This window comes from Vibrio sp. R12-SW3-ISO1 (assembly GCF_059834005.1).
The window spans coordinates 174,217-200,858 of the sequence record NZ_JCBDGK010000052.1 but is presented as its reverse complement, the minus strand read 5'-3'; the positions used below and the strand labels follow the sequence as shown (position 1 = coordinate 200,858).

The 26,642-nt window shown below is 48.1% G+C and carries 22 protein-coding genes; 11 read left to right on the top strand and 11 right to left on the bottom strand.

Annotated features, from left to right (window positions below):
• Positions 1–9 precede the first annotated feature (9 nt).
• Positions 10–2,583 carry a nitrite reductase large subunit NirB gene (gene nirB / locus AC6R0R_RS17665; RefSeq protein ID WP_500627671.1) on the bottom strand — a complete coding sequence of 858 codons (2,574 nt, stop codon included), beginning with the start codon at positions 2,581–2,583 and terminating at the stop codon, positions 10–12.
• A gap of 298 nt (positions 2,584–2,881) precedes the next feature.
• Between nirB and AC6R0R_RS17660 the strand changes: the two genes are divergently transcribed.
• Positions 2,882–3,922, top strand: coding sequence for a GGDEF domain-containing protein (locus AC6R0R_RS17660; RefSeq protein ID WP_500627670.1), 1,041 nt, complete (start codon positions 2,882–2,884; stop codon positions 3,920–3,922).
• Between the two features lie 5 nt (positions 3,923–3,927).
• Here AC6R0R_RS17660 and AC6R0R_RS17655 read toward each other — a convergent pair whose 3' ends face one another.
• The 3 genes from AC6R0R_RS17655 to AC6R0R_RS17645 are packed head-to-tail and all read right to left on the bottom strand — an operon-like array spanning position 3,928 to position 6,944.
• Positions 3,928–4,596, bottom strand: a complete 669-nt coding sequence (locus AC6R0R_RS17655; protein WP_500627669.1) for a DUF2726 domain-containing protein — start codon at positions 4,594–4,596, stop codon at positions 3,928–3,930.
• Between the two features lie 45 nt (positions 4,597–4,641).
• Positions 4,642–5,331 (bottom strand): response regulator, encoded by a 690-nt coding sequence (locus tag AC6R0R_RS17650; protein ID WP_500627668.1) that lies wholly within the window; start codon positions 5,329–5,331, stop codon positions 4,642–4,644.
• The gene (locus AC6R0R_RS17645; protein WP_500627667.1) at positions 5,328–6,944 is read right to left on the bottom strand and encodes an ATP-binding protein; all 1,617 of its coding nucleotides are present in this window, start codon (positions 6,942–6,944) and stop codon (positions 5,328–5,330) included. Before AC6R0R_RS17645 ends, AC6R0R_RS17650 begins: the two co-directional genes overlap by 4 nt.
• A gap of 398 nt (positions 6,945–7,342) precedes the next feature.
• On the opposite strand from AC6R0R_RS17645, the gene AC6R0R_RS17640 reads away from it, so the two are divergent.
• A complete protein-coding gene (locus tag AC6R0R_RS17640) occupies positions 7,343–7,567 on the top strand; it encodes a hypothetical protein (RefSeq protein WP_334552286.1) in 225 nt (74 codons plus the stop codon).
• A 93-nt stretch (positions 7,568–7,660) separates the two neighbouring features.
• Positions 7,661–8,200 carry a lipocalin family protein gene (locus AC6R0R_RS17635; RefSeq protein ID WP_487903150.1) on the top strand — a complete coding sequence of 180 codons (540 nt, stop codon included), beginning with the start codon at positions 7,661–7,663 and terminating at the stop codon, positions 8,198–8,200.
• On the opposite strand, the gene AC6R0R_RS17630 is transcribed toward AC6R0R_RS17635, so the two are convergent.
• On the bottom strand, positions 8,165–8,944 hold the full coding sequence (locus tag AC6R0R_RS17630) for an MBL fold metallo-hydrolase (RefSeq protein WP_487903149.1): 780 nt from the start codon (positions 8,942–8,944) through the stop codon (positions 8,165–8,167). The two genes, AC6R0R_RS17635 and AC6R0R_RS17630, sit on opposite strands and share 36 nt — an antisense overlap.
• 144 nt (positions 8,945–9,088) lie before the next feature.
• A complete protein-coding gene (locus AC6R0R_RS17625; RefSeq protein WP_487903148.1) occupies positions 9,089–10,045 on the bottom strand; it encodes a lactate/malate family dehydrogenase in 957 nt (318 codons plus the stop codon).
• Between the two features lie 246 nt (positions 10,046–10,291).
• Here AC6R0R_RS17625 and AC6R0R_RS17620 point away from each other — a divergent pair, with 246 nt between their 5' ends.
• The 3 genes from AC6R0R_RS17620 (at position 10,292) to AC6R0R_RS17610 (ending at position 12,966) form a co-directional block, all read left to right on the top strand.
• Positions 10,292–10,993 carry a glycerophosphodiester phosphodiesterase gene (locus AC6R0R_RS17620; RefSeq protein ID WP_500627666.1) on the top strand — a complete coding sequence of 234 codons (702 nt, stop codon included), beginning with the start codon at positions 10,292–10,294 and terminating at the stop codon, positions 10,991–10,993.
• Positions 10,994–11,250: 257 nt separating this feature from the next.
• Positions 11,251–11,646, top strand: a complete 396-nt coding sequence (locus AC6R0R_RS17615) for a SulA-like leucine-rich domain-containing protein (RefSeq protein WP_500627665.1) — start codon at positions 11,251–11,253, stop codon at positions 11,644–11,646.
• A gap of 216 nt (positions 11,647–11,862) precedes the next feature.
• The gene (locus AC6R0R_RS17610; protein ID WP_487903146.1) at positions 11,863–12,966 is read left to right on the top strand and encodes a phosphoribosylaminoimidazolesuccinocarboxamide synthase; all 1,104 of its coding nucleotides are present in this window, start codon (positions 11,863–11,865) and stop codon (positions 12,964–12,966) included.
• Positions 12,967–13,009: 43 nt separating this feature from the next.
• On the opposite strand, the gene AC6R0R_RS17605 is transcribed toward AC6R0R_RS17610, so the two are convergent.
• The 3 genes from AC6R0R_RS17605 to gyrA all read right to left on the bottom strand — a co-directional run bounded on the left by AC6R0R_RS17605 (position 13,010) and on the right by gyrA (position 18,271).
• Positions 13,010–13,450 (bottom strand): EF-hand domain-containing protein, encoded by a 441-nt coding sequence (locus AC6R0R_RS17605; RefSeq protein ID WP_500627664.1) that lies wholly within the window; start codon positions 13,448–13,450, stop codon positions 13,010–13,012.
• 109 nt (positions 13,451–13,559) lie between these two features.
• Positions 13,560–15,443 (bottom strand): methyl-accepting chemotaxis protein, encoded by a 1,884-nt coding sequence (locus AC6R0R_RS17600; RefSeq protein ID WP_500627663.1) that lies wholly within the window; start codon positions 15,441–15,443, stop codon positions 13,560–13,562.
• 194 nt (positions 15,444–15,637) lie between these two features.
• On the bottom strand, positions 15,638–18,271 hold the full coding sequence (gene gyrA, locus AC6R0R_RS17595) for a DNA topoisomerase (ATP-hydrolyzing) subunit A (RefSeq protein ID WP_500627662.1): 2,634 nt from the start codon (positions 18,269–18,271) through the stop codon (positions 15,638–15,640).
• A 282-nt stretch (positions 18,272–18,553) separates the two neighbouring features.
• On the opposite strand from gyrA, the gene ubiG reads away from it, so the two are divergent.
• The 4 genes from ubiG to yfaE all read left to right on the top strand — a co-directional run bounded on the left by ubiG (position 18,554) and on the right by yfaE (position 23,494).
• Positions 18,554–19,261, top strand: coding sequence for a bifunctional 2-polyprenyl-6-hydroxyphenol methylase/3-demethylubiquinol 3-O-methyltransferase UbiG (ubiG, locus tag AC6R0R_RS17590; protein WP_487903161.1), 708 nt, complete (start codon positions 18,554–18,556; stop codon positions 19,259–19,261).
• A 465-nt stretch (positions 19,262–19,726) separates the two neighbouring features.
• Complete coding sequence (gene nrdA, locus AC6R0R_RS17585; RefSeq protein ID WP_500627661.1) at positions 19,727–22,009, top strand: class 1a ribonucleoside-diphosphate reductase subunit alpha; 2,283 nt, start codon at positions 19,727–19,729, stop codon at positions 22,007–22,009.
• Between the two features lie 73 nt (positions 22,010–22,082).
• The gene (nrdB, locus tag AC6R0R_RS17580) at positions 22,083–23,216 is read left to right on the top strand and encodes a class Ia ribonucleoside-diphosphate reductase subunit beta (protein WP_334552297.1); all 1,134 of its coding nucleotides are present in this window, start codon (positions 22,083–22,085) and stop codon (positions 23,214–23,216) included.
• Positions 23,216–23,494, top strand: a complete 279-nt coding sequence (gene yfaE / locus AC6R0R_RS17575) for a class I ribonucleotide reductase maintenance protein YfaE (RefSeq protein ID WP_487903141.1) — start codon at positions 23,216–23,218, stop codon at positions 23,492–23,494. The genes nrdB and yfaE overlap by 1 nt, the downstream gene beginning before the upstream one ends.
• A 176-nt stretch (positions 23,495–23,670) precedes the next feature.
• Here the strand turns inward: yfaE and AC6R0R_RS17570 are convergent, their stop codons facing one another.
• Together AC6R0R_RS17570 and AC6R0R_RS17565 are read right to left on the bottom strand one after the other, a co-directional pair.
• A complete protein-coding gene (locus AC6R0R_RS17570; protein WP_487903140.1) occupies positions 23,671–23,922 on the bottom strand; it encodes a hypothetical protein in 252 nt (83 codons plus the stop codon).
• A gap of 229 nt (positions 23,923–24,151) precedes the next feature.
• Positions 24,152–25,393, bottom strand: a complete 1,242-nt coding sequence (locus AC6R0R_RS17565) for a CinA family nicotinamide mononucleotide deamidase-related protein (RefSeq protein ID WP_500627660.1) — start codon at positions 25,391–25,393, stop codon at positions 24,152–24,154.
• Between the two features lie 180 nt (positions 25,394–25,573).
• Between AC6R0R_RS17565 and AC6R0R_RS17560 the strand changes: the two genes are divergently transcribed.
• Positions 25,574–26,464, top strand: coding sequence for a DUF3943 domain-containing protein (locus AC6R0R_RS17560; protein WP_500627659.1), 891 nt, complete (start codon positions 25,574–25,576; stop codon positions 26,462–26,464).
• Positions 26,465–26,642: the final 178 nt, after the last annotated feature.

Sequence of the window (26,642 nt, the reverse complement as noted above, 5' to 3'; positions counted from 1 at the left end):
ACTCCGCTCTTATTCAGTCACTGCTACGTGAAGGATGTCGCCCTTTATTTTCGAGGAGACGGCTTCAGGGTGTTTTTCGGTGTAAGTGGCTGGGCGGTGCTGCGCACGCTCATCAACAAACACGACGTTGTCATCACGCTTATCTGCGTTGATGAAGTGTGAGAAACGTTTTAGCTGAGACTCATCGTTGATGGTATCCGTCCACTCACAACGGAACTCTTCAACCAACTTAGCCACGTCTGTTTCTAGTTGCTCGTTGATACCAAGCTTGTCTTCAATAATCACTTCACGTAGGTAATCAACGCCACCTTCCATGTTCTCTAGCCATACTGATGTGCGCTGCAGTGGCGCAGCCGTACGGATGTAGAACATCATGAAACGGTCGATGTACTTGATTAGCGTTGCTTCGTCTAGATCGCTCGCTAGCAGGTCTGCGTGGCGTGGCTTCATACCCCCGTTACCACAGACGTACATGTTCCAGCCTGCATCGGTCGCGATGATGCCAAGGTCTTTACCTTGCGCTTCCGCACACTCACGCGTACAGCCAGAGACACCGAACTTCATCTTGTGTGGCGTACGGATGCCTTTGTAGCGGTTCTCGATCATCACGCCTAGCCCAACTGAATCTTGAACACCGTAGCGACACCAAGTGGAGCCCACACATGTTTTGGCCATACGTAGTGCTTTGGCGTACGCTTGACCGGTTTCGTAGCCTGCGGCAATCAGCTTCTTCCAAATGGCCGGAAGGTCATCTTTTTGCGCGCCAAATAGACCGATACGCTGCGCGCCCGTCACTTTGGTGTAAAGGTTGTATTCCGCTGCCACTTCAGCCAGTACTTTCAATGCTTCTGGCGTGACTTCACCACCTGCCATACGAGGGATAACAGAGTAAGTACCGTCTTTTTGCATGTTACCTAGGAAGTTATCGTTGGTATCGTGCAGCTTAACCAATTGTGGTTTAAGGATGTGCTCACCCCAGCAAGAAGCCAGAATAGAACCAACTGCGGGTTTACACACTTCACAGCCGTAGCCTTGACCATATTTCTCAAGAAGCTCATCAAACGTTTTGATCTCTTCAATGCGAATCAGGTGGAACAGCTCTTGGCGAGAGTAGGCAAAGTGCTCACAGATATCGTTCTTCACTTCGATGCCAGATTTTGCCAGCTCAGCGTTCAGCACTGATGTGACCAGTGGGATACAACCACCACAGCCAGTACCTGCACCGGTTGCCGCTTTAATGTCAGCAATCGTGTGATGACCTTCAGCCACCGCTTGTGCCACTTTGCCTTTCGTTACATCGAAACAAGAACAGATAACCGCACTTTCTGGTAGCGCGTCTGCACCCAGTGTTGGCTTCTCTGCACCTGCGTGAGCTGGAAGAATCAGCGTATCTGGGTGCTCTGGCAGGTCGATTTCGTTCAGCATCAACTGAAGAAGATCGCCATAGTCAGACGTATCACCAACCATCACCGCACCAAGCAGTTTTTTGTTGTCTTCGGACACAATCAGACGCTTGTAAATTTCTTGCTCTTCGTTTTGGTACACGTAGCTCTTACAACCCGGCGTGCGACCGTTGGCATCGCCGATAGACCCGACTTTCACGCCCAGCAGTTTCAGTTTGGCCGACATGTCAGCACCTTCAAACTTGCTGTCATTACCAAGCAGGTGATCAACCGCAACCGTTGCCATCTTGTAACCTGGCGCCACTAAGCCGTAGAACATATCGTTCCAAGCGGCACACTCACCGATCGCATAGATGTTCTCATCAGAAGTTTGAGCAACATCGTTGATGGCGATACCGCCGCGAGTCCCGATCTCTAGCTCCATTTGACGCGCCAGTTTGTCTTGCGGGCGAATACCGGCCGAGAACACGATAAAGTCCGTCTCAAGCTCAGTGCCATCGGCAAAACGCATCACGTTACGTGTATTTTTGCCTTCTGGTGCAATCTCAAGTGTGTTTTTGCTGGTGTGAACGTTCACGCCCATGCTTTCAATTTTGTTACGCAGTTGGTCGCCGCCCGCTTGATCGAGTTGCTCAGCCATCAACTTAGGTGCAAACTCAACGACGTGTGTTTCAACGCCCAGCGCCTTCAATGCGCCTGCCGCTTCAAGGCCAAGTAGACCGCCGCCGATAACCACACCGACTTTGCTCTTCTTCGCACAAGCTTCAATCGCTTTTAGATCTTCAATGGTGCGGTAAACAAAGCAATCTTTGCTTTCGCGACCTTTAATGGGCGGCACAAATGGGAAAGATCCCGTCGCCATAATCAGCTTATCGTACTGAATTTCACGGCCAGAGCTTGAATAGACGGTGCGTTTGTCTCGGTTGACGTTAATTGCGCGCTCACCGAGTAAGACGTTGATCGCGTGTTTTTCGTAGAAGCCTACTTTAACGAGAGAGAGTTCTTGCGCGGTATGGTGAGAAAAGTAAGAAGAAAGGTGGACACGGTCATAGGCAACACGAGGCTCTTCGCAAAAAACCGTGATGTCAAACTGTGAGACATCCGTCTTATCGACCAAATCTTCCAGATAACGATGGCCAACCATGCCGTTGCCGACGATGACCAGTTTCAACTTGCTCATAATACTTCCTAAGAGTTAGGTGCTTATATCTGAGCGCATTGTTTATCGGTTGGCTGATTTATTTCATGACGTAAATCAATTCAAAAATCAAACTACCCTAAAGGGGTAGAGGTGAACTACAGTGTATTCAAACACCTATTTGCCATTTATGCTTTGAGATCACACTAACACTGTAACAGTGCACCTAATTTCATTTTCATTAGTGTGATCTTACTTCACGCCTGAACTTGATTAGTGAAATTAATGGCATAATATGTCTATTAATCAAACAAAAGTATAATAAAACAGCGGTTAACAGATGGCTTCAGGGAACGAACTCGATATTTTTCGACCGTCGCGGCAATTGCGACGGGCAACGTTATTTTGGCTTAGTTTAGTGTTGGCCGCCATGTCGATGCTGGTGGCCATTGTGAACGTCTATGTTGGTCCGTTTTATACGCTTGCCTACATAGAAGCGATGTTTTGCACCTTCTCTCTTTACGTGGGTTACTGTTGCTATCATGGCAGGCACTCGAACACCTTAGCAGTGCTCTACATTTATAGCGTGGTGGCGATCATTAGCATCGCGACCTATAGCCACCCAGTCGCGCACGGTCTGTTTGTGTTGGCGTTCCTTTACCCTGTTCTCTTTTATCTGATTCTTGGTCGTCGACAAGGCTTCATTGCGACGGCGATTGGATTCTCTTTACAGTTGGTGATCATCTCTCAAAAAAACGGCGATACCGCCCTACTTGATTACTTCCACCTCTCGATTAATTTTGCGCTTGCCTTCGCCGCGGTGTGGGTGACTGCGCACGTCTTGGAGGTCAAGCGTAAAACCTCTGAAGCCTCCTTAGGTCACTTGGCCTCACGGGACGCTTTGACGGGTGTCTACAACCGCCATGCCTTGGTGCACAACTTCGAGCGTTATCGTCGTGAGAGCCAAACACTGCCTCTCTCTTTGCTTATCTTAGATTTGGATTACTTTAAGCAGGTCAATGACCAATTTGGCCACGATGTCGGAGATAAGGTGCTGATACAGACGGCGGCACTGACTGATGCCTTAAGCGATGAGCATCTGGTCTATCGCATTGGGGGCGAAGAGTTTTGTGTTGCCCTGCACAACACGGATTTACCGCAGGCGATGCAAAAAGCCGAACAGATTCGCGCCACGATTGAACGTGCAAACTTTCACTCTCGTGAAGAGCCGATTCATTTAACCGTCAGTATTGGGGTTTACCAGTGCCACCACTACCACGATCTTGAAAGTGTGCTGCGTGAAGCCGACAAAGAGCTCTATCGCGCCAAACAAAATGGCCGCAATCAGGTCATGGTATGCAATGAAGCGGCGGCCTCATAGGGCCGCTATTCTGCGGTGTCTGACTCGTCGTCAAACACGACGTTGTAGTTTTCTGTGTAAGTACAGTGAGGTTGGCGACTACAGGTAAAGAAACGCCGACCTTTGAACTCCCCTTGGCTGGCGATCTTGATGTTCATTGGGCTGCCGCAGCGTTTGCAAAAACGCACCTCTTTATCCGATTCAATCAGATCAATATGTGCGGCGAGCAATCGACGCAGTCTCCCGACTTGATAGCTGTGCTTGACCGATGCACCGATGAGCGGGATCCCGGCAGATTTACATACGTGCATCAAGAGCTTCTGGCGCTCGACCTTACCTTTATTGAGCTCTTTGCCGTCATCAAGCTCAATCACGGCCCGCACATCCAAAGAGCGAGGATCGCACACCACATAGTCAAAATAGCTGCGCGCAATGCGGTTGTTGGCGATAAACCACTGCTTTTTGTCGGTGGCTTTGGGCGCTATGACGTTCGCCATGTTCACTTTACTCAACACCACTGCTTGTTGACCAACCGCGCTGATGAGGGCATTGTAAAACGCCGTCTCTTGCATGTTGAGTAGCGCGCCCTTGCGTTTGTAGGTGCTGTCTTTGAGCTCATCTTGCTTAAGAAATCGCTTTTGCACGATGAAAAAGAAGATCACTAGTATCGCAACAACGATGAAAACACTTTCCATTCCATTCACACCAATAGCTTAACTTTTCAATACTTTACCACAACTTCATTCCGCCGCAGCAGATTTGTAGCAGCGCTCGGGGCGTCCGACCGTGCCGTAGTTGAGATCCGCCGTCAGCTCTCCCGTACTGATTAAATGTTCCAAGTAGCGCCGAGCTGTGGTTCGGCTTGCGCCAATCTGCTCGCCCGCCTCATCCGCGGTCAAACTCTCGACTTGCTTAAACAATGCACGAATTTTATCCAACGTGACGGCATCAATGCCCTTTGGCAATCGGGCCACATTGGACGTCGCGGGCGTGGATGCTTGCAGCATTTTATCCACTAAGCGTTGATCGATACCGTCACTGTGCGTCAGTTGTTGCTGCCTATCTCGATATTTGCTCAATGCCGCTTCTAGGCGAGAAAACACGACGGGTTTGAGCAAGTAATCCACCACACCTCCGCGCATCGCCTGTTGTAAGGTTTCAACATCGCGCGCCGCCGTGATCAAAATCGCGTCACACTGGCGCTGTTTTGCGCGCAATTCACGCAAAATATCCAGCCCCGTTCCATCAGGCAAGTGAACGTCGAGCAGCACGAGATCGGGGACCAGCAGCTCGAGTTGCATGTCAGCCTCCACTTTGCTTGTCGCAATACCAATGACCTCAAAGCCGCCCATCTGATCGAGATAACGTTGGTGAAGCTGCGCTATGGCTAAGTCATCTTCCACAATCATGATTCGTATCGCCGAACTCATCCTTGCTCTTCCTTTGGTAAATAGACTGTCATTCTGGTGCCAAAATCCTTGTTATCGGTAATATCTAATTGCCCGTGGTAACGTGTAGATAGCTCATTCACTAAGTACAATCCGACCCCGCGATTGGATTGGTCTTTACTCGACACGCCGCGCTGAACGAGATCCTCTTTACTTAGATGTGCCGGTAGGCCGCAACCTTGATCGCTCACCTCAAGAATGATCTCGTTACCATAATCACTGATCGACACTTCTATGATGCGCCTCGATTGGGCTAATTGGCCTTCTTGGCTAATTGCCTCTCGCACGGCATCGAACGCGTTGTCGATCAAATTACCTAAGATGGTGACTATGTCTTCGGCATTGATTCGCTTTGGTAACGGCTCCAGTCTTGTGCCTTCTTCTACCGTCAACTCCAATCCAAGCTCGCGCGCGCGCTCGGTTTTGCCAAGCAACATGCCCGCGATTAGCGGCTCTTTAACCGTCTCGCGTAAAAATTCGATCAAGACTTGATAATGCTCAGTCTCTTGGCCAATCAATGCAAGCACTCCCTCTAACTCCCCCATTTGCACCATGCCGCTGATGGTGTTGAGTTTGTTTCGATGCTCATGCGTTTGAGAGCGGAGCATCTCTGCGTACTCTTTGGTTTTGGCCAATTGCTCAGTTAAATCGGTGATATCGTCACGCAAGCGGAAACTGGACACCGCACCGACCACTTGGCCATCCAATATAATCGGGCTGCGATTGGCAATAAGACGTTTATTATTGAGGTAAAGATTGATGTCGTTATCGGTACGAGCAGTCGTCAACACAGTATGCAAGTCACTGTCTGGCAACACGTCACTGAGTGGCTGATTCAAACATGCCTGTTTGTCCAAACCTAAAATTTGGCAGGCACTTTTATTGATTGAGCGCAGTTTACCGGCGCCATCGATACTCAAAATGCCCTCTTTTAGGGTTTCCAATGTCACATCCAATTCGACATAAAGTCGGCCAATCTCTTCGGGCTCAAACCCCAATATCGCTTTTTGAAAGCGTCGTGATGCGTAGCTAGAGACCAAGGCGTTCGCACCGACCACAATCAATGCCATCACAATCAAGAAGAACAGGAAGGGTTCAATCCTATCTTGAAGCCGGTCAATCAAATACCCGACAGACACAACGCCGATGATCTCACCGTGCTGATTAAACACCGCCGTTTTACCCCGCACGGAGTATCCCAGTGACCCTTTGGCGAACGAGATGTACGCCTCCCCGTCGACCAAAGCGCGCTTGTTGTCACCACCGCGCATTGGCTTACCAATTCGATCATCGACCGGGTGCACTAAGCGCACACCTTGCTTGTCGCCGATCACGATAAACGCGGCGCCAATCAACTGGGTCAAATCACGATAGCGCTGCTGACTTTGCACTTGGCCAGTTTCAATCATTTCAATCACAATCGGTGATTTGGCAAGAAAGGAGGCGACCCCAAGCGCCTTTAAGCCCATCTCTTCTTCTTGCGAATGCTTAATGTAAATAAAGCCGGCGGCCGAGAGCAAGAGCAATTCGATTAGCCCAGATAATGTCATGATCATCAGCATCCGTTTACGAAAGCTGATACTGCTCCAATTCATACTTTTCCTCACTGCCGATCACGTATCGCTGCGATCAAGAGACTTTTCTATAATGAGACATTTTAAGGCTAACATCGATGCCAGTATTGGACGACTGGCGCTCATCCAAACTGTGAATTCCCCAAGTGAATTGAGATCAAAATGCTAACAACTTGGTGCTTTTTTAGCCGCAAGGTTACTTTTTTGAGTTCACTTCATGTTTATTCAGTTATTAACCTCTTTTTCATTGATTAAGATCAAACCGTTTTTAGAACATTTTATGCACTAAAACCGCATTTGTTTTGTATACTATTTGAACACTCAGTGGTAATCGTCATTGGCTAACCTGCAGCACACCGTTTAAAAGAAGCGACTCACGCACAAGATTCGATGCTGCTCAACAGATAGGAACGTTGGACATGGAAAAGGATATGTACGGCTTCTGCCTTTCAAAAGCGCTACTTTCAAACCATCTCACTGGTACGTTCACTCACGTTCGTGCTTATGAGTCTTCCCCTTCTGGTGAACAAGATCGCATCAAACATGCCTACCCCCAATTGTCGGGTAAAGAGCTGCTTGCGACCATGAGCAGTTCAGATCGCCTTCGCTGGCGAGCCGAATTCGTCTGCTTAGACTCAAAATGATCGTCATTGCTCGATGAATACGCCATACTTAAGAGAAACCATCCGGTTTCTCTTTTTGTTTCAATGCATTCTATCCACAACGAGAGGTGTAACATGCCCCTTCATCCCCGTATATTGGCGCTATTTGCGGTACTGATCTCACTGTTGTCCGGTTGTGTGTCGACACCCACCGGCATCGCGCCTGTTAATGATTTCTCTCTCGAGCGCTATCTTGGCACATGGCATGAGGTTGCTCGGCTTGATCACAGCTTTGAACGGGGCCTCAGCCACGTTAGCGCACAATACTCGCTCAATGATGATGGCAGCGTGCAAGTGATCAATCGTGGCTGGAACGATGAAGATAACCAGTGGAAAGAAGCGATAGGTGTCGCCAAGTTTGTCGATGGAGAGGAGATTGGGCACCTCAAAGTCTCTTTCTTTGGTCCGTTTTACGGCAGTTATGTAGTGTTCTATTTAGAAGAGGATTATTCAGCTGCGGTCGTCAGCGGTTACAATCGAGACTATTTATGGATTCTCGCCAGAGAGCCTGATTTGCCTGCGTACAAGCTCAATAAATACGTCAGGATTGCCCAGTCCGCTGGCTTTGACACAGAACAGTTACTGTTTCCTTTTCATGGTGACCTGAGCGAATAGGCCTTTTAGCACTGCGCGTAACTTGGTTTTTGTTGCCCTCCAGTGCGTTGAGGGAGTGGTGGGCGTAGTCGCGATAAGGTGCTGATAGGCGCTCTGATCGAAGGTCACCGAGCCACCATGAGCAACGAGCAAAGTCTCTGGGTTTAGCTTGAAAACCCGCTCGACGGAGCGCCGATAGTGATTAGGATAAAAGATAGGGAAAGGTGAGATCAGATGCTGTTTCACTTCCACCATTAAGTCCGCCACATAGAGTAGCCGTGTGGGCTCATGCCACAAAGAGAGGTCCCGATCAGTGTGGCCCGGCGTCTCTAGAATCGTCCAATCTGGAAATCCAGGTATCTGGTCCCCTTCATTGACTACGCTATCAGGCTTGAGGTAACGGTCATACCAGAGGTTGACGCGTGCTTTTTTCATTCTCCCCGCTACCCATAATGCGAGTAACAAATCAGACAAAAACATTGCCCCACCCGACCACCCTTGATACCAATGGGTCTTTTTGTCGGCAGAAACTATCTGGCAGCCCGTTATTGCTCTTAGATGATGCGCCGCACCCGCATGATCGGGGTGCATGTGTGTCACCACAACGACTTTCAGATCGCTCAGAGGACGCGCAAGCTGCTGCTCAATGAACTGGCACAAGTACGTAATGTCGGCTCGACTAGCGCCGTCAAGAAGCAAGAGCTTGTCGGGATACTCAGCGAGATAGATGGTTTGAATATAACCTTGAATGGTATGAATGTTCATAACGCTGCTAATTTAACAATGTATTCACATTATAAATTAACAGCGTCTTACTCTTGGCAAAGAGTAAAAACTCTAAGCTGTGAGCCCTATCCTCTTTTTTAAGCCAGTAGCGAGACAGGTTGTGCTCTTGCAAAGAACAACCCGTTAACGGGCATTCAAACCTGTTTGCGCCGCCACTTGATCAACGATTTTCGTGACGTTATCCGCCACCGCATGGAGTGTACTGAGCTCATCTTGAGTAAAGGGATGTTGCAAAATCGCTTGGGCACCATTTTGCCCGACGACGGTTGGCAAACTGAGCACAACATTGTCGAGGTCATAATCCCCTTGTATCAAGGTCGCAACCGGCAACACCGAGCGTTCATTGATCATAATGGCTTGAATAATCCGGAACACACTCGCGGCAATACCGTGTGTGGTGTTTTGCTTGCGCTTAAATATCTCGTAACCCGCTTGCTTGACCGATTCAAGCAATTCATCCGCGCAAATACGAGGCATTTTGTGTGTATCGCAGTAATAATCTGCAGGTTGTCCGGCGATCGAAATTAAGCTCTTGGGGGTGAAGCAGTTGCTTCCATGCTCACCAAGAACATAACCGAAGACGTTTTTAGGATCTAAGTTGACGCGGTTAGCCACAATACTCATCAAACGTGCGGTATCAATCACACAACCGCTGCTGATCACTTTCTCCGCCGTGTAGCCAGTATTGGTTGCGATAAAGTGTGTGACAATGTCACAAGGGTTGGAGACCACGATGAGTATCGCGTTCGGTGCGACGCGCTCAACATTCCTCGCGATATCAACACCAATTTTGGCGTTGATTTCTGCCAAATCAATTCGAGTCTGCCCCTGCTTAATCTGCGCGCCTGCGGTAATCACGACAATGTCTGCGCCAATCAAACTGAGATAGTCATCGGTCGGCACAATGTGGGTATTCTTTGTGAACGTTAACGCAGCAGTATGGCGAAAATCGAACGCTTCCCCTTCCGCCCTTGCTAGATTCTGATCCAACAACACCAGTTCACTAATGCTGCCCAATGTCAGTAGATAATTACAAACACCTACACCCACTGCGCCAGCGCCGATCACTCCGATCTTCATGCTCTCTTCCTTGTTTCAATCAAATTTAGTGCTCTGGGCGTATTCTAATCGTCTGAGAGCTCTTTTTTCCAATTTAATTTTATCTTCAAATTAAATATTAGATAAAAATATCGTTTATGACATAAATACCAGTAGAGTTAATCGCAATCTGTTGAAAGAGCGAGCACAACTTAGAGAGCAAAATGACTACCACATCCACTCAATGACGCGTATTCTCAGTCCAAATCACTCCGTTGAGAATCAGATATGCTCATTATTGGCCACCGCGGCGTGGCAGGACACTATCCAGAAAACACCACCGCCAGCATTCAAGCGGCGATAGATCTTGGCCTTACTTGGGTTGAAGTCGATGTGCAGCCTTGCAAAGACGGGCATCTCGTCGTGTGTCACGACCATACTGTTGACCGTTGCTCGAATGGTACAGGCAGAGTCGACACCTTGACACTCAGTGCGCTCAAACAACTCAACTTTGCGGCACGCCATGAAGGTCAAGTGACACCACAAACCCTGTTAACCCTTGAAGAGCTACTGACACTTATTGAACCCAGCGACATCAAGCTGAATATTGAAGTGAAAGTTGATACCCACGACGCCCAATCGGTATGCGCGCTATTGGCCTCTACGCTCAATGCGACCTCAATACCGCTAGAGCGCATTATTTTGTCGAGTTTTAGCCATGACGTGATGCGCGAGTTAGCGAAGCAAATTCCTCAGTGTCGACGCGCTTTACTTACCGAGCGATTGAAGCGAAAGGATTGGCGACTGCTCAAAGAGGTGGAGGCGACAGGCTGCAATATCGGCGCGACATGGGCGACCAAGTCTACCGTTTCAAAGCTACAAGATGCCGGGTATGAAGTGTGGTGTTACACCATCAATAATCCGAAACGACTCAAACACCTTTCTCAATTGGATGGTATTTTTAGCGACTATCCAGAACGTTTTCTCTAGCACCTCGTCTCACCCTGTTCGCCTCTACTTGGCCTCCTGCTGAGTAGAGTGAGTCACCCATCACATTTTCTGCACCTTTTCAAAGCTCTCTTTCAACCTATCAAAGCAACACAATTTAACTACTTATCAGATAGTTAGAAAACAAACTCCTTTTATTAACCTACCTGACCCGCTCATTTTGCGCGCAAAAAATCCTTGCGTCTTCGCCACAACAAAACTACTGTATGCATATACAGCATGTATGAAAGGACAGTATTATGATTTCAGTTCAAACACCTCGTCACGGCTACTCAAAGTTTAATGTGTTGGCTCAGCCTACCCAGCCTCTATCTTTGGATGACACCAGCCTTGAACGACTTGCTGATCTGTCACAGCAGAAACAGTGGATTCTATTTACAGGTCAATGCCCACGTCCAGATTTTGCTCAACTGTCCTCACATCAAGTGCGTTGCAATCAAATCATCCACATGAAGCCATCGCAAACTCAGTCGGAAGTCGATATTGTGACCAAAGCGATTCAATCAGGTAACGCCAGTGCGGTGGTTGCCTCAAGTGAGCTCTCTCTTATCGAACAGCGACTATTGAAAGAACTGGCCAAGCAGCATCAGTGTGAAGTCTTTTTTGTTGATGCGTCTATGCATCACTACCACTAAATCGAAACCTCACTGCTTCGCCTCCTATCGTTGTGATAAGAGGCGTTTCTTTTCGCGGTTTCTTGATTTGAAACCAAGGCCTAACCCATTCAACTTAAAAACAAGCAAACGTTTGCTTTTTATCTGGAACCGAGAAAAAGTTCTGGTATCATGCTCTGCAAATGAAGGGCCTTCATGGCTTATCAACCATTTTTGACAAATTATAGGAATGTCTAAATGAGTCTCGCAGAACAAGTTCTCGCCGTTAATGACGATCTTCCCATCCGCACTGATAAACCGGTTCACAGTGGTAAAGTCCGCTCTGTGTATTGGCTAACCGAAGCCGATAGCCGACGCCTTATCGAAGAAAAAGGTTACGACGTGTCGCCTGACGCACCACTGGCAATTATGGTGATCAGTGACCGTATCTCCGCGTTTGACTGCATTTGGCACGGTGAAGGGAATCTAAAAGGCGTGCCAGGTAAAGGGGCGGCGTTAAACGCCATCTCCAACCACTGGTTCCAGCTGTTTAAAGACAATGGGCTCGCAGACAGCCACATTCTCGACATTCCTCACCCATTGGTTTGGATCGTGCAAAAAGCCAAGCCCATCATGATCGAAGCCATCTGCCGCCAATACATCACCGGTTCAATGTGGCGTGCTTACGAAAAAGGTGAGCGCGAATTTTGTGGTATCACACTACCTGAGGGCTTAGAGAAAGACAAAGCGCTTCCAGAGCTACTTATGACGCCATCCACTAAAGGCATTCTGCGTGGCATCCCAGGTGTACCAGAAGCGGACGACGTCAACATCAGTCGCCGTAACATTGAGGAGAACTTTGCCGCGTTTAACTTCTCAAAGCAAAGCGACATCGCGCTTTATGAGAAGCTACTCAGTGAAGGCTTTGGCGTCATTAGCTCTGCGCTAGCGAAAGTCGGTCAAATCTTTGTTGATACCAAATTTGAGTTTGGTTACGTCACTGACGCGGCGGGTCAGGAAAAACTCATTTACATGGATGAAGTGGGGACACCGGACTCTTCACGTATTTGGGATGAAGCACAATACCAAGCCGGCAATATTGTGGAGAACTCAAAAGAAGGTTTCCGCCAGTTCTTGCTGAACCACTTCCCTGACCCAGACATCTTGCTCAATAAAGATCGCATGCCTGAGCGTGAAGCCCTAGCTCGTGACAATGCCCTTCCTCTCTCTGCGTTGATGGACATCTCAAAGACCTACACAGGTATTGCAGAAAAGATCACCGGCAAAGCGATTACGCTCAGCGATAATCCTAAGCAAGAGATCATCGACACTCTCGCCGCAGACTACGGTCTCATTGACTAAGTGACATTGAGCAACGCCCAGTACCACTGGGCGTTTTCTTAGACTATTTGTCTTTGTTTTTTCCCTTGTCCGACCGATCATTTTTCTCTTTCTTATTAGACTTTTCTTTGTTTTTCTTCTCTTTTTTGCTTCCATCAACGTCGGCGGAATCAGCCCCTTCTCGCTTGTCGTCAAGCAACGTCCCTGTGCCATTTCCCGGATTCGAGTAACGAGCATGAGCACTCAACTCTTGTTCAGAAATATAACCATCTTTGTCCTTATCAAACGACGCAAACGCACTCATTGTTTGCTTGTTCTCACCTTGTGAGCGGTATTGCTTGAACTCCTCTTCACTCACTAGCCCGTCTTGGTCGGAGTCTATCTCGTTTAGATCCAGTGTTGCTTGAACGCGATCCTTAACGACCTCTTCATTCGACTCCTCGGCATTCACCGTTCCAGCAAGTACACCAAAGATCAGCGCAACAAATACAGTTTTATTCAACATCTCACTCTCCTAGTGACTCATGTACACACAAATAACTTTTGCTCGTGTATTAACTATAGACAAAAAGAACCGAGGTCAGGCCTCGGTTCATTTCAACATAGTGCGTTACTTAGAGCTTAAAGCGCTTTATCTCTTGTTCAAGCTCAAGTGAGAGCTCGGAAAGCTGTCTCGCTTGAGCCGCAGCGTCATGCGCTTCATCGGCTAATTCATTGGAGACATCACGAATACCAACCGTATTACGCGTGATTTCCGACGTCACCGACGCTTGCTCTTCTGCCGCTGAGGCGATCTGAGTCGCCATATCGCTAATACGCTCCACCGCATGTTGAATATCAGTGAGGCTGTGTGCCGCCAAATCCGCGTCTTCGACACTGGTCCCCGCTAATTGTCCACTATCACGCATGATGCCCACCGCTTTTAGCGTGGTGCCTTGCAGCGTCTCAATCATGTGTTGGATCTCTTTGGTCGATGAGTGGGTCCGTTGGCTGAGCACGCGCACTTCATCGGCAACGACCGCGAACCCACGACCCTGCTCACCAGCGCGAGCGGCTTCAATGGCCGCATTCAAGGCGAGCAAATTTGTCTGCTCTGCGATGTCTTGAATCGTCGAAAGAATGGTATTGATGCTGTTACCATGGACTTCAAGCTCTTGAATGACCTTTGTCGCCACTTGAACTTCATTAGCCAGGTTCTGAATCGAGCTTTGCGTTTGCACCACTTGTTTTCCACCTTGCATGCAGGCTGATACCGCTTGGGTTGAGTTCTGCGCTGTGTGGTCCGCGTTGCCGGCAATTTCTTGCGTCGCGGCCGCCATCTCGTTGATGGCTGTGGCGACCATGTTGATCTCATCTTGCTGCAAACGAATTCGTTCACTTCTCTGCGCGGCATTTCGTGCTGTGCTTTTCGATTGCTCAGACAATGAGGCAGACACAAGGCTCAGCTTCGATACCATCGCATGCATATTGCCAACAAACGTATTAAAGTTTGCCGCCAGTTGACCCACTTCATCGTCACTTCTTGGCTCTAGACGCTGAGTTAAATCCCCTTCGCCTGACGCAATGGCTTCCAAGGCGGTCGACACGCGCACTAAATCGCGAAATAAGAAGCTCACCAACCAAGAGACCAGTGCGATGACCACTGCCGTGATCACCAGTGACGTCACCACCAGCTTGATCATCAGCTGATTGAGCGCCGCTTCTTCTGTCGTCACATCCATTTCAATGGCGAAAATCCAAGGGGTGTGGGCAACGGATTTGAAATAGTACAGCTTCTCTTGATTGCCTTGATGTAAACGATGTATCGATCCGTTGTCTGCTGCCTGTTTGATGTCTCGCAAAGATAATCGGTCGAACAACTGACTGACCGGTTTGAGCAGCAAGTTTTTATCAGGATGAGCGAGGAAGTTACCATCTTGTGTATCAATCAACATCGCGTGCGCATTTTTGCCTACATTGAGGTTGATGACGTCGTTAATCAGCTGATCAATCAACACATCGGCCCCAACCACACCAAGTAGCTGCGTACCCTGCGTAATCGGTTGAGCGATCGTCACGAGCAACGCATTAGTGATTGCATCTTGGTAAGCCGTAGTGATCATCTGGCGTCCTGCATTCTTGGCATCGATATACCAAGGTCTGACTCGCGGGTCGTAGTCGGCACGATTCCGCTCAGGGTGAGAGCGGAACATCTCTCCCTTCGGTGTGCCGTAGAAAATGTCGTCGAAGCCACCAGCATTGCGTGCTTGTTGCAGATAAGGCACCACATTCTCTTCGCCCACGTATTGATTGAAGGCAGACGCAATGTCCTTGCGGATCGCTATCCAGTCGGCAATACCGGAGGTCGCCGCATTGGCGATACTTTCTGCACGGTCTTGTACACCTTGATGAGTTTGTTTGGCAAGTTGCTGGGCAGACAGCCAAGTCAAGACGCTGGCCATCAAAACAACGGCCGACAAACTAGCAATAATGAGTTTTTGTTTGAGTGATAACTTCATGATTCGCATTGAGTGAGTAAATAAACATCGCGCGCATTCTATAGGCAAAATGGCACCTATGCACGTGAATTAAATTTCGCTCATCAATTAGCTAAACTATTGTTATAACGATATATTTTTGACGCCAATTTTTAATCGATCAAAAAAGCCGAGGGGTTAACCTCGGCTTTCTTTATCAACGTAACAGAGTAAGATTACACTTGCTCGTCATCACCGTCATTCACATCCGGTGCGTCAGTTGGCGCGCTCACTTGTGCTAACTCATCTTGCTCAGCATCTTCGCCATCGAGGATGTCTGCTTGTTCGATTTCATCGATACGCTGTAATCCAACGACCGATTCATCTTCAGCGGTGCGGATCAGAGTCACACCTTGTGTGTTACGACCGACTTGGCTCACTTCCGCCACACGAGTACGTACCAGTGTACCGGCATCGGTGATCATCATCATCTCATCGCCTTCTTCTACTTGAACAGCGCCAACGACTGGGCCGTTACGTTCGGAGACTTTGATAGAGACAACACCTTGGGTCGCGCGACCTTTAATTGGGTATTCCGCCAATTCAGTACGCTTACCGTAGCCGTTTTGCGTCACGGTGAGGATATCGCCTTCGTTCGCAGGAACGATCAGTGACACCACTTGGTCATCATCCGCTAACTTCATACCGCGCACACCTGCTGCAGTACGGCCCATGGCACGGACTTTATCTTCACTAAAGCGCACCACTTTGCCCGCTTTAGAGAACAGCATAATGTCGCTTTCACCGGTAGTGATATCCACACCAATCAGTGAATCGTCATCACGCAAGTTCACTGCAATCAGACCATTTGAACGAACATTGGCAAATTGATCCAGTGACGTTTTCTTCACTGTACCATCGCCTGTCGCCATGAAGATGTATTTGTCTGCTGAAAACTCATCGACTGGCAAAATAGCCGTAATACGCTCTCCCTCTTCAAGAGGCAGAATATTAACGATTGGCTTACCACGCGCTGTGCGTGTCGCTTGAGGCAATTGGTACACCTTCAAACGGTAGGTCTTACCGCGAGTCGAGAAGCAGAGAATATTGTCATGCGTATTGGCGACAAGCAGACGCTCAATAAAGTCTTCTTCCTTCATCTTGGTGGCGCTCTTACCTTTACCACCACGACGCTGAGATTCGTAATCACTCAGTAGCTGATACTTCACATAGCCTTCGTGAGACAGGGTTACCACTACGTCTTCACGAGCAATCAGCTCTTCCATGTCGATGTCATGGGTAGCCGCTGTGATTTCTGTACGACGAGGATCGCCGTAACCATCACGTACCGCTTCTAACTCTTCACGGATGACTTCCATCAAGCGCTCAGTGCTAGCCAGGATGTGCATAAGCTCCGCGATTTCATCTAGAAGTGCTTTGTACTCATCAAGAATCTTCTCGTGCTCTAGACCGGTTAGACGGTGTAAACGAAGTTCTAGAATGGCTTGCGCTTGAGTTTCTGTTAGGTAGTACAGACCATCACGGATACCGTATTGATCTTCTAGCCATTCTGGACGTGCGGCATCAGTACCAGCACGCTCAAGCATTGATGCAACGTTACCCAAATCCCAACCACGCGATACCAAGCCCACTTTCGCTTCTGCTGGTGTTGGTGCGTTTTTGATCAGTTCAATAACTTCATCGATGTTTGCAAGCGCAAGGGATAGCGCTTCAAGGATATGCGCACGTTCACGTGCTTTGCGTAGTTCGAAGATAGTACGACGAGTGACCACTTCACGACGGTGGTCAACGAAGCACTTCAACATGTCTTTTAGGTTGAATAGCTGTGGCTGGCCGTTATTTAGAGCCACCATGTTGATACCGAAAGTCGTTTGCAGCTGAGTCTGTGCGTAGAGGTTGTTGAGCACCACTTCGCCTACTGCATCACGCTTACATTCAATCACAATGCGCATGCCGTCTTTATCAGACTCGTCACGCAGTGCACTGATGCCTTCCACTTTCTTATCTTTAACCAGCTCAGCAATCTTTTCGATAAGACGAGCTTTGTTCACTTGATAAGGAATTTCAGTGACAATAATGGTCTCTTTGCCATTCTTCTCTACTTCGATTTCCGCTTTAGAACGCATGTAGATCTTGCCGCGACCGGTTTTGTACGCGTCTACGATGCCTTTACGGCCACTGATAAGCGCCGCAGTTGGGAAATCAGGCCCCGGAATGTAGTCCATAAGCTCATCAATCGTGATTTCTTCATTATTGATGTAAGCCAGGCAGCCATCAATCACTTCACCTAGGTTGTGAGGCGGAATATTGGTGGCCATACCTACCGCGATACCAGAGGCACCGTTCACCAGTAGGTTAGGAATTTTTGTCGGCAGTACCGCAGGGATTTGCTCTGTGCCATCGTAGTTTGGCACGTAATCTACGGTTTCTTTGTCTAGGTCAGCGAGAAGTTCGTGGGCAATTTTTGCCATACGCACTTCGGTGTAACGCATTGCTGCTGCGGAGTCACCATCGATAGAACCAAAGTTACCTTGGCCATCAACAAGCATGTAGCGCAATGAAAACGGCTGAGCCATACGTACGATAGTATCGTACACAGCACTGTCACCATGAGGGTGATATTTACCGATAACGTCGCCAACAACACGGGCAGATTTTTTGTATGGTTTATTCCAATCATTACCTAGTACGTTCATCGCGAATAACACGCGGCGGTGTACAGGCTTTAGGCCATCACGCACATCTGGAAGAGCACGACCAACGATGACTGACATCGCATAGTCTAGGTAGGAACCTCGCAGCTCATCTTCAATGTTTACGGGCGTGATCTCTTTAGCTAGATCGCTCATAGAGCCATTATCCCTCTATTTATAGATCGTATGTACAATACGTTTAAGGTGCAAAAATATAACACACAAATCAACAGTTCGGCATTACTTTCCCTCTCGTTTTATCAGGTTGTGAGCTTGGTTGTGAATCAAACGCTGAGAAATTGCACACTCATGAATTATCTTGCTGATTAATGACTACTTTTTAGCCAGCCATACAGAAAAGTGCGCCCTTTCATGGTGCCAAGGAGATGATTGAGTATAATGTCGCCCAATAACCTAGGTATGGATACAGAGATGACTATGAGCCAATCACAAAACGTCGATCCAAAAGAGATAAAGAAATTCGAAGATATGGCATCACGTTGGTGGGATTTAGAAGGCGAGTTTAAGCCCCTTCATCAAATCAATCCCCTACGCCTACAATATGTGCTCGACAAGGCCAGTGGGCTGTTTGGCAAGCGTGTGTTGGATGTCGGTTGTGGCGGCGGCATCTTAGCTGAGAGCATGGCGAAAGAAGGCGCGGAAGTGACCGGTCTCGATATGGGCAAAGAGCCCCTTGAAGTCGCTCGCTTGCACGCCTTGGAAACCGGCACTCAGTTAACCTACATTCAGAGTACCATTGAAGACCATGCGCAAACCCATGCCCAAAGTTACGACGTTGTGACGTGTATGGAAATGCTTGAGCACGTTCCTGATCCTCTTTCCGTTGTGCAATCTTGTGCTCGCCTTGTCAAGCCAGGTGGTCACGTCTTCTTCTCGACACTTAACCGCAATATCAAGTCTTATCTTTTTGCGATTGTCGGTGCGGAGAAGCTCCTCAAAATCGTGCCGGAAGGCACCCACGAGCATGAGAAATTTATTCGCCCATCTGAGCTTATCAAGATGATTGATCAAACGGATCTTACTGAACTTGGCATTACCGGGCTGCACTACAATCCGCTCACTGATCGCTATCGATTAGGCACTAATGTTGACGTGAACTACATCGTCCACACCCAAAAACGTTGATCGACGACCCCCCTCAGCGCACAACATCTAGTGGTCATCTCCTAGGCGGTAGCACAAGTTCACCGCCTTTTTAGGTCGATTTTTGTGCACGTGATTCCATTTTAAACACATCAAAAAACGCAGAAAAAAATTAGCAAAGATCAAGGAATTTTTTTTTGTTTATGGTTACTTCTAAACCGATTCCAAAACGGTAATTTTGTACAATCTTGTTTGCCCTTTCCTCATCGGTTAGTAGTCACTTACTGTTTTTTCTATTTTTGTCAGTTATCCACAAGTCATCCCAAAACTGTAACTTGAAAACCGTCTTCGATAGCTCTATCTTGTAACCCGCACATCGATGCACCCCTATATATTGTGTTTGTACTACAATGTATAGAATGATTTTGATCACAAAGCTGGAATCAATTTTACAAGAATTACATATAAACACGGCTTTAATCAGTTTTGTTAGGGAAATGAAGCAGAATGAACCAACAACTCACCGTTACTAAACGTAATGGCAGCAAAGAAAACATTGATCTGGACAAGATCCACAGAGTGATTACCTGGGCAGCAGAAGGCCTTGATAATGTCTCTGTGTCGCAGGTAGAACTTCGCGCTCACATCCAGTTCTACGATGGCATCACCACTTCTGATATCCATGAGACCATCATCAAGTCAGCCGCTGATCTTATCTCAGAAGAGACGCCAGATTATCAATACCTCGCCGCTCGCTTAGCCGTCTTCCATCTGCGTAAGAAAGCGTACGGTCAATATGAGCCACCAACGCTGTACAACCACGTTGCGCGTCTTGTCGATATGGGTAAATACGACCAGCACATCCTAGAGGACTACACTAAGTCTGAGCTAGATGAGCTTGATGCTTACATCGACCACCGCCGCGATCTCGACTTCTCTTATGCCGCTGTGAAACAGCTGGAAGGTAAGTATTTCGTTCAAAACCGTGTGACAGGGGAAATTTACGAGAGCGCTCAATTCTTGTACATCCTTGTGGCAGCGTGCTTGTTCGCAAACTACCCGAAAGAGACGCGCCTTGACTACATCAAGCGATTCTACGATGCGACGTCGACATTTAAGATTTCTCTGCCTACGCCAATCATGTCGGGTGTACGTACCCCAACGCGTCAATTTAGTTCATGCGTACTGATTGAGTGTGGCGACAGCCTTGATTCGATCAACGCAACCGCAAGCTCCATCGTGCGTTACGTATCACAACGTGCCGGTATTGGCATCAATGCAGGTCGAATCCGTGCTCTGGGTTCAGAGATCCGCGGCGGTGAAGCGTTCCACACTGGCTGTATCCCGTTCTATAAATACTTCCAAACCGCCGTCAAATGCTGTTCTCAAGGTGGCGTTCGTGGCGGCGCAGCAACCGTCTTCTATCCAATTTGGCACCGCGAATCTCAGACACTGATGGTGCTAAAGAACAACCGCGGTGTCGAAGAGAACCGTGTTCGTCACATGGACTATGGCGTTCAGCTTAACCGCTTGATGTACCAACGCTTGGTTCAAGGTGGCAACATCACCCTATTCTCTCCTTCTGATGTCCCTGGGTTGTACGATGCCTTCTTCGAAGATCAGGATAAGTTCGAACGTTTGTACGTTAAGTACGAAAACGATCCATCGATTAAAAAAGAAACGGTGAAAGCCATCGAGATGTTCTCTATCTTGATGCAAGAGCGCGCATCCACAGGCCGTATTTACATTCAGAACGTCGACCACTGTAATACGCACAGTCCTTTTGACGCCAGCGTTGCGCCGGTTCGCCAATCGAACCTGTGTCTTGAAATCGCCTTGCCGACCAAGCCACTGAGCAATGTTGAAGATGATTCTGGCGAAATCGCCCTCTGCACGCTTTCTGCTTTCAACTTGGGTGCTATCCAGTCACTGGATGACTTCGAAGAGTTGTCTGACTTGGTCGTGCGTGCACTTGATGCACTGCTTGATTACCAAGACTACCCATTACCAGCGGCGTATAAGTCCACCATGAACCGCCGTACACTCGGTGTGGGCGTCATTAACTACGCTTACTACCTCGCGAAAAATGGCGTGAAATACTCGGATGGCAGCGCCAACGGACTGACGCACCGCACTTTTGAAGCGATGCAGTACTATCTACTTAAGGCGTCCGTTGCACTGGCGAAAGAACAAGGCAAATGCCCATCGTTCCACGAGACCAACTACGCGAAAGGCCTCATGCCTATCGATACGTACAAGAAAGACGTGGACTTAGTGTGTGATGAACCTCTGCACTACGACTGGGATGGCCTACGTGAAGAGATCATGACCCACGGTCTGCGCAACTCAACATTAACCGCGTTGATGCCTTCTGAGACCTCATCTCAGATCTCTAACGCCACCAACGGTATTGAGCCACCGCGTGGTTATGTCTCTGTCAAAGCCTCTAAAGACGGCATCTTGAAACAAGTGGTGCCTGACTTTACTGCGCTTAAGAACAACTACGAACTGCTTTGGAATATTGGTTCAAACGACGGTTACTTGCACCTAGTGGGCATCATGCAGAAATTCGTTGACCAAGCGATTTCCGCGAACACTAACTATGACCCAAGCCGTTTTGAAAGTGGCAAAGTGCCAATGAAGAAACTGCTGCAAGACCTTCTGACTGCGTACAAATACGGCGTTAAAACCTTGTACTACCACAACACGCGTGATGGCGCGAGCGACGACCAAAAAGACGCCGTTCAGCCGCAAGACGACGATTGTGCAGGCGGTGGTTGTAAGATCTAACGCTTACTAGGATTTGCAACGTTTAACCAAATTAATGCCCCGAGTCTCGGGGCATAAAAGGAATTGAGGCATCATGGCTTACAGTACTTTTAACCGAACTAAAAATGATCAACTCAAAGAGCCTATGTTCTTGGGCCAATCTGTCAACGTCGCTCGCTACGACCAACAGAAATTTGAGATATTTGAAAAACTGATCGAAAAACAGCTTTCTTTCTTTTGGCGTCCAGAAGAAGTCGACGTGTCGAGTGACCGCATCGACTACAACAAACTGCCAGAGCATGAAAAACACATTTTCATCTCCAACCTGAAATACCAAACGCTACTTGACTCGATCCAAGGTCGCAGCCCTAACGTCGCGCTGTTGCCTTTGGTCTCTTTGCCAGAAGTCGAAACGTGGATCGAGACTTGGTCGTTCTCTGAAACGATTCACTCACGCTCTTACACGCACATCATTCGTAACATCGTGAATGATCCAGGTCTCGTGTTTGATGACATCGTTGAAAACGAGCACATCTTGAAGCGTGCGGACGACATCTCACGCTACTACGATGATTTGATTCAGATGACCAACGACTATCACCGTTTTGGTGAAGGTACTCATCAAATCAAAGGCGAAGAAGTCACGGTTTCTCTGCACAATTTGAAGAAGCAACTTTACCTCTGCTTGATGTCTGTCAACGCATTGGAAGCCATTCGCTTCTACGTCAGCTTTGCATGTTCTTTTGCGTTTGCAGAACGTGAACTGATGGAAGGTAACGCAAAAATCATTAAGTTGATTGCCCGTGATGAAGCGCTCCATTTGACTGGCACACAACATATGATCAACTTGCTTCGCAACGGTCAAGATGACTTCTCATTCATGCAGATCGCAGAAGAGTGTAAGCAAGAATGCTTCGATCTGTTTAAAGCTGCGGCGGAACAAGAGAAAGAGTGGGCTGAGTACCTGTTTAAAGACGGTTCTATGATCGGCTTGAACAAAGACATCCTCTGCCAATACGTTGAGTACATTACTAACATTCGTATGCAAGCTGTCGGACTGAGCGCCGCTTATCCAAATGCGACATCGAACCCGATCCCTTGGATCAACGCTTGGTTATCATCAGATAATGTCCAAGTCGCACCGCAAGAAGCGGAGATCTCATCGTACCTTGTCGGTCAGATTGACAGCGACGTACGTGCTGATGACTTCAAGGACTTCGAACTGTAATGCCAAGTATCAAAATCAACGCGATTACCACCATCCAATCCAATTCATCCAACACGATATTGGAGACGATGGAACAGGCCGGACTGGAACCTGAATATAACTGTCGAGATGGACACTGTGGAGCGTGCCGCTGCACCTTGGTCTCAGGCGAGGTGGAATACGTTGGTTTTGCGATGGCTTATACACAGGGTGATGAAATTTTGCCTTGTATATGCAGAGCAAAGTCGGATGTGGAAGTGGCTGACGTCAATTATCGCCTTAAGGAAAAACGCGCTTAACAGCGATTGGTGAGCGCATACCGATTGACATCATCCCAACAACATTAAGGCCAGCGTCATGCTGGCCTTACTCTTTTCTGCTGTTATCAATTTTGACACTTCATATCCAATCTTCAACAGCCGAAACTGAATCACTGAAAAGACCAGAGCAACCCAGAGAGCTATCGAGATTGAGGTTACATCTGAAGACGAATACCGGACAAAAACTCATCGGCGGTCATCATGGAGACGGGTTTGTCACCAATCTGTCTTCCGTCATCATCAAACAGTGAAAGTCGATAGCCCAAACTCTCTCTAGGTGTGAGCTCTTCTGGGGCGTTGAGCCACATAGAAATCACATCGTGATGCTCATCGCTGAGCGCTTCACCAAGAAATACTTTCTGGCTCGCCACTTGATACCAGATAAGGATCTTCGATTGATTAAACATGTCACTCTCCTTTGCAACACCCTGCCGAATTTCCAGTTTACGATCAATTTTGTTAAATGCACGTTGCAAAAGTAAGACAAACAGCGCTTCTATTGAAAATCATCCGTTTAACCATTAGAACGATTTCTTCTAAAAAATTTAATTCTGAGGGAGTAGAAAATAAACTTATTTTTCAGCAGGATAAGGAGAAATAACACAGCGAGTCATTTGACAGACTCACTGTTATTGGCTAGCTCTCAAGCGCATTTCGTGGCACGAACAGCTCTTTTTCACGAGATAACGAGCTGTATTTCGCAAACAGGGGCTTCGCTGACAAATAGCGTCTGAGCATATCCGCAGCCGTGGTCGTAATGATCGTAATTTGATCCTGACGGCCATATTGGCGATTGAACTTCATCGTCTGCCCCCATTCACCTTCGGGGGTAGAGAGCGCGAGGGAGAATACTCCCTCTATGACCTTGCCCGTCACGATGGCGACATCCGTCGCGCATTTCTCGCGAGTCGCTCCCGCCAAGGCAAACGCCGCCGCTAATGAATCCTCTTTTTGCTCGCCCACCGAGACCGCATGACCAATCACCCAGCCATGACCACAGTATTGCGCTGCCTCGGGCTCAGCGTGCAACCACTGAGATAGCGCGCCAAACGTCGATTGCTCGGCGGTCGCGATCGATGATTTGCGCTCTTCGATTAAAAACGCGACATGCTTTTGCATGGTTTCATCTACCGACACCACACTGGGTTCAATGAGATTAAAGATCAGTTGCAGTAACTTAACCCGTGTCTCTAGCTCTCCTTTAGGGCCAAAGAGTTTGACCTCAATAAAAGGCAGGTAAGAACGATAACCCAGAGTATACCCCTCTGGTAATGCCACCTTATCGAGCGTGTCAGACAACGCCGATTCGGACGTGCCAAACGTATAGAGTCGACTGCATTCGTACCCCTGCACTTGAGGGTGCTGCTGTTTTAAATCAGGCAAGATTTGTTCTTTGACCATGCGCTTAAATTCACTCGGCACACCCGGTGTAAAATAAAACACGCAGTCATTGATCACGACCTTAAACCCACACGCCGTGCCGATAGGATTGTCGAGTAAGACACTGCCTTTAGGTAACATCGCTTGCTTGCGGTTACTTTCGGGCATTGCCATGTTGCGGGCAGCAAAAAAGGCCGTCAACTTATCAAGCCACTCGGGATACAGCACAAGCTCCACTTCTGCGGCCAACGAAGCTGCGTGCGCGCTTAAATCATCGCTGGTTGGTCCGAGGCCGCCATTAACCACCACCACGTCATAGTTAAAGCTCAACATCAACAGCTCTTCCACTAGGGCACTTTCTTCATCACCAACGGTAGAACGTTTAGCTAATGAAAATCCGTGTGTAAAGAACTGCTCAGACAGCCAAGCGGCATTGGTGTCGACGATATCTCCGTGGAGCACTTCTTCCCCAGTACTTAACATGGCAATTTTTAACATATGAATTCCTTTATTTGGTTGCTTCAGCGCGTGAAGCTTATCTTTTTTGTTATCGCTCTATAGTGACAGACATTACTAATATCACCTAGTTTCTTATTTATGACATTTACTGGTTTGCATTCTCTCCTCTATAAGGGATAATTGTGAGCGCGATCAATATAACAACCCTTTGGAGTTCATGTGTTTAGAAAAAGCGTGGGTGCACTATTATTAACGGCGTCGTCTTATGCCGCAGCAGGAAGCCAACATGATATTCAGCCGATAGAGTTGAGTTATATCCCTGCCAAGCCCCATACCTTCTACGCGCACTCATACCAATACCAAAGCGGTGATCCTTTTACCTTAAGTCTGAGCGCAAATGAGCTTGAGCTCTCTGAGCCTCCTCGCCCACGCTATCTTACGGTGCAAAGTGAGAAAGACTGGGATTACTTGATGGGCCAAACCTACACCATTTTAGGCCTCAGTGTCGCCACTGTCGGCCTGATGACTCTACTGCCTGAGTCCATCACTAAGTGGGATGAAGAGAGTCGTGACCTGAGTAATTTGGGTAAGAAGTGGAAAGACAACGTCTCTGATGGTCCAGTTTGGGATCGTGACGAGCATTTTCTCAATTACGTCATGCACCCCTATTTTGGGGGTGTCTACTACACTGCGGCGCGTCACGCTGGATTCAATGAGTTTGAGTCCTTCCTCTATTCCGCTACGATGTCAGCGTTTTTCTGGGAGTACGGGGTGGAAGCTTTTGCGGAAGTGCCCTCTTGGCAAGATCTGTTCATCACCCCATTCTTTGGCGCCGTAGTCGGTGAGATGATGTTTGAAGCAGAACAAAGTATCATCGCCGATGGCGGTGAAGTGTTCGGCTCCCAAGGCATGGGGGACGTAACACTGTTTTTCTTGAACCCCGTTGGCCACATTCACGGCTGGGTGACTGACGCCTGGGGCGGCAGCGCAGAGTGGCAGTACGTGAGCAATCCGTGGTTTGGTAACCAAGAGGCCGCGACGTTTGCCCTCAATTCAGGCGCAACCTATGACCCCGTCTTTTACGGTTTTGAGCTTAAAGTGACGTTTTAAACCCAACGTCTCGTGTTTACGCTTCTTCATCGAGCGACGCCATGCGTCGCTTTTTTGTGTCAGAAGTACCAATATTCTCAATTTCAACAATGTATTAGCTTGAAAAATTGACCTAAGTCAAACCTCAACTTTACCGCGATCCTACACTGAAATGAGACGATATGTTTTCGTCCAAGAA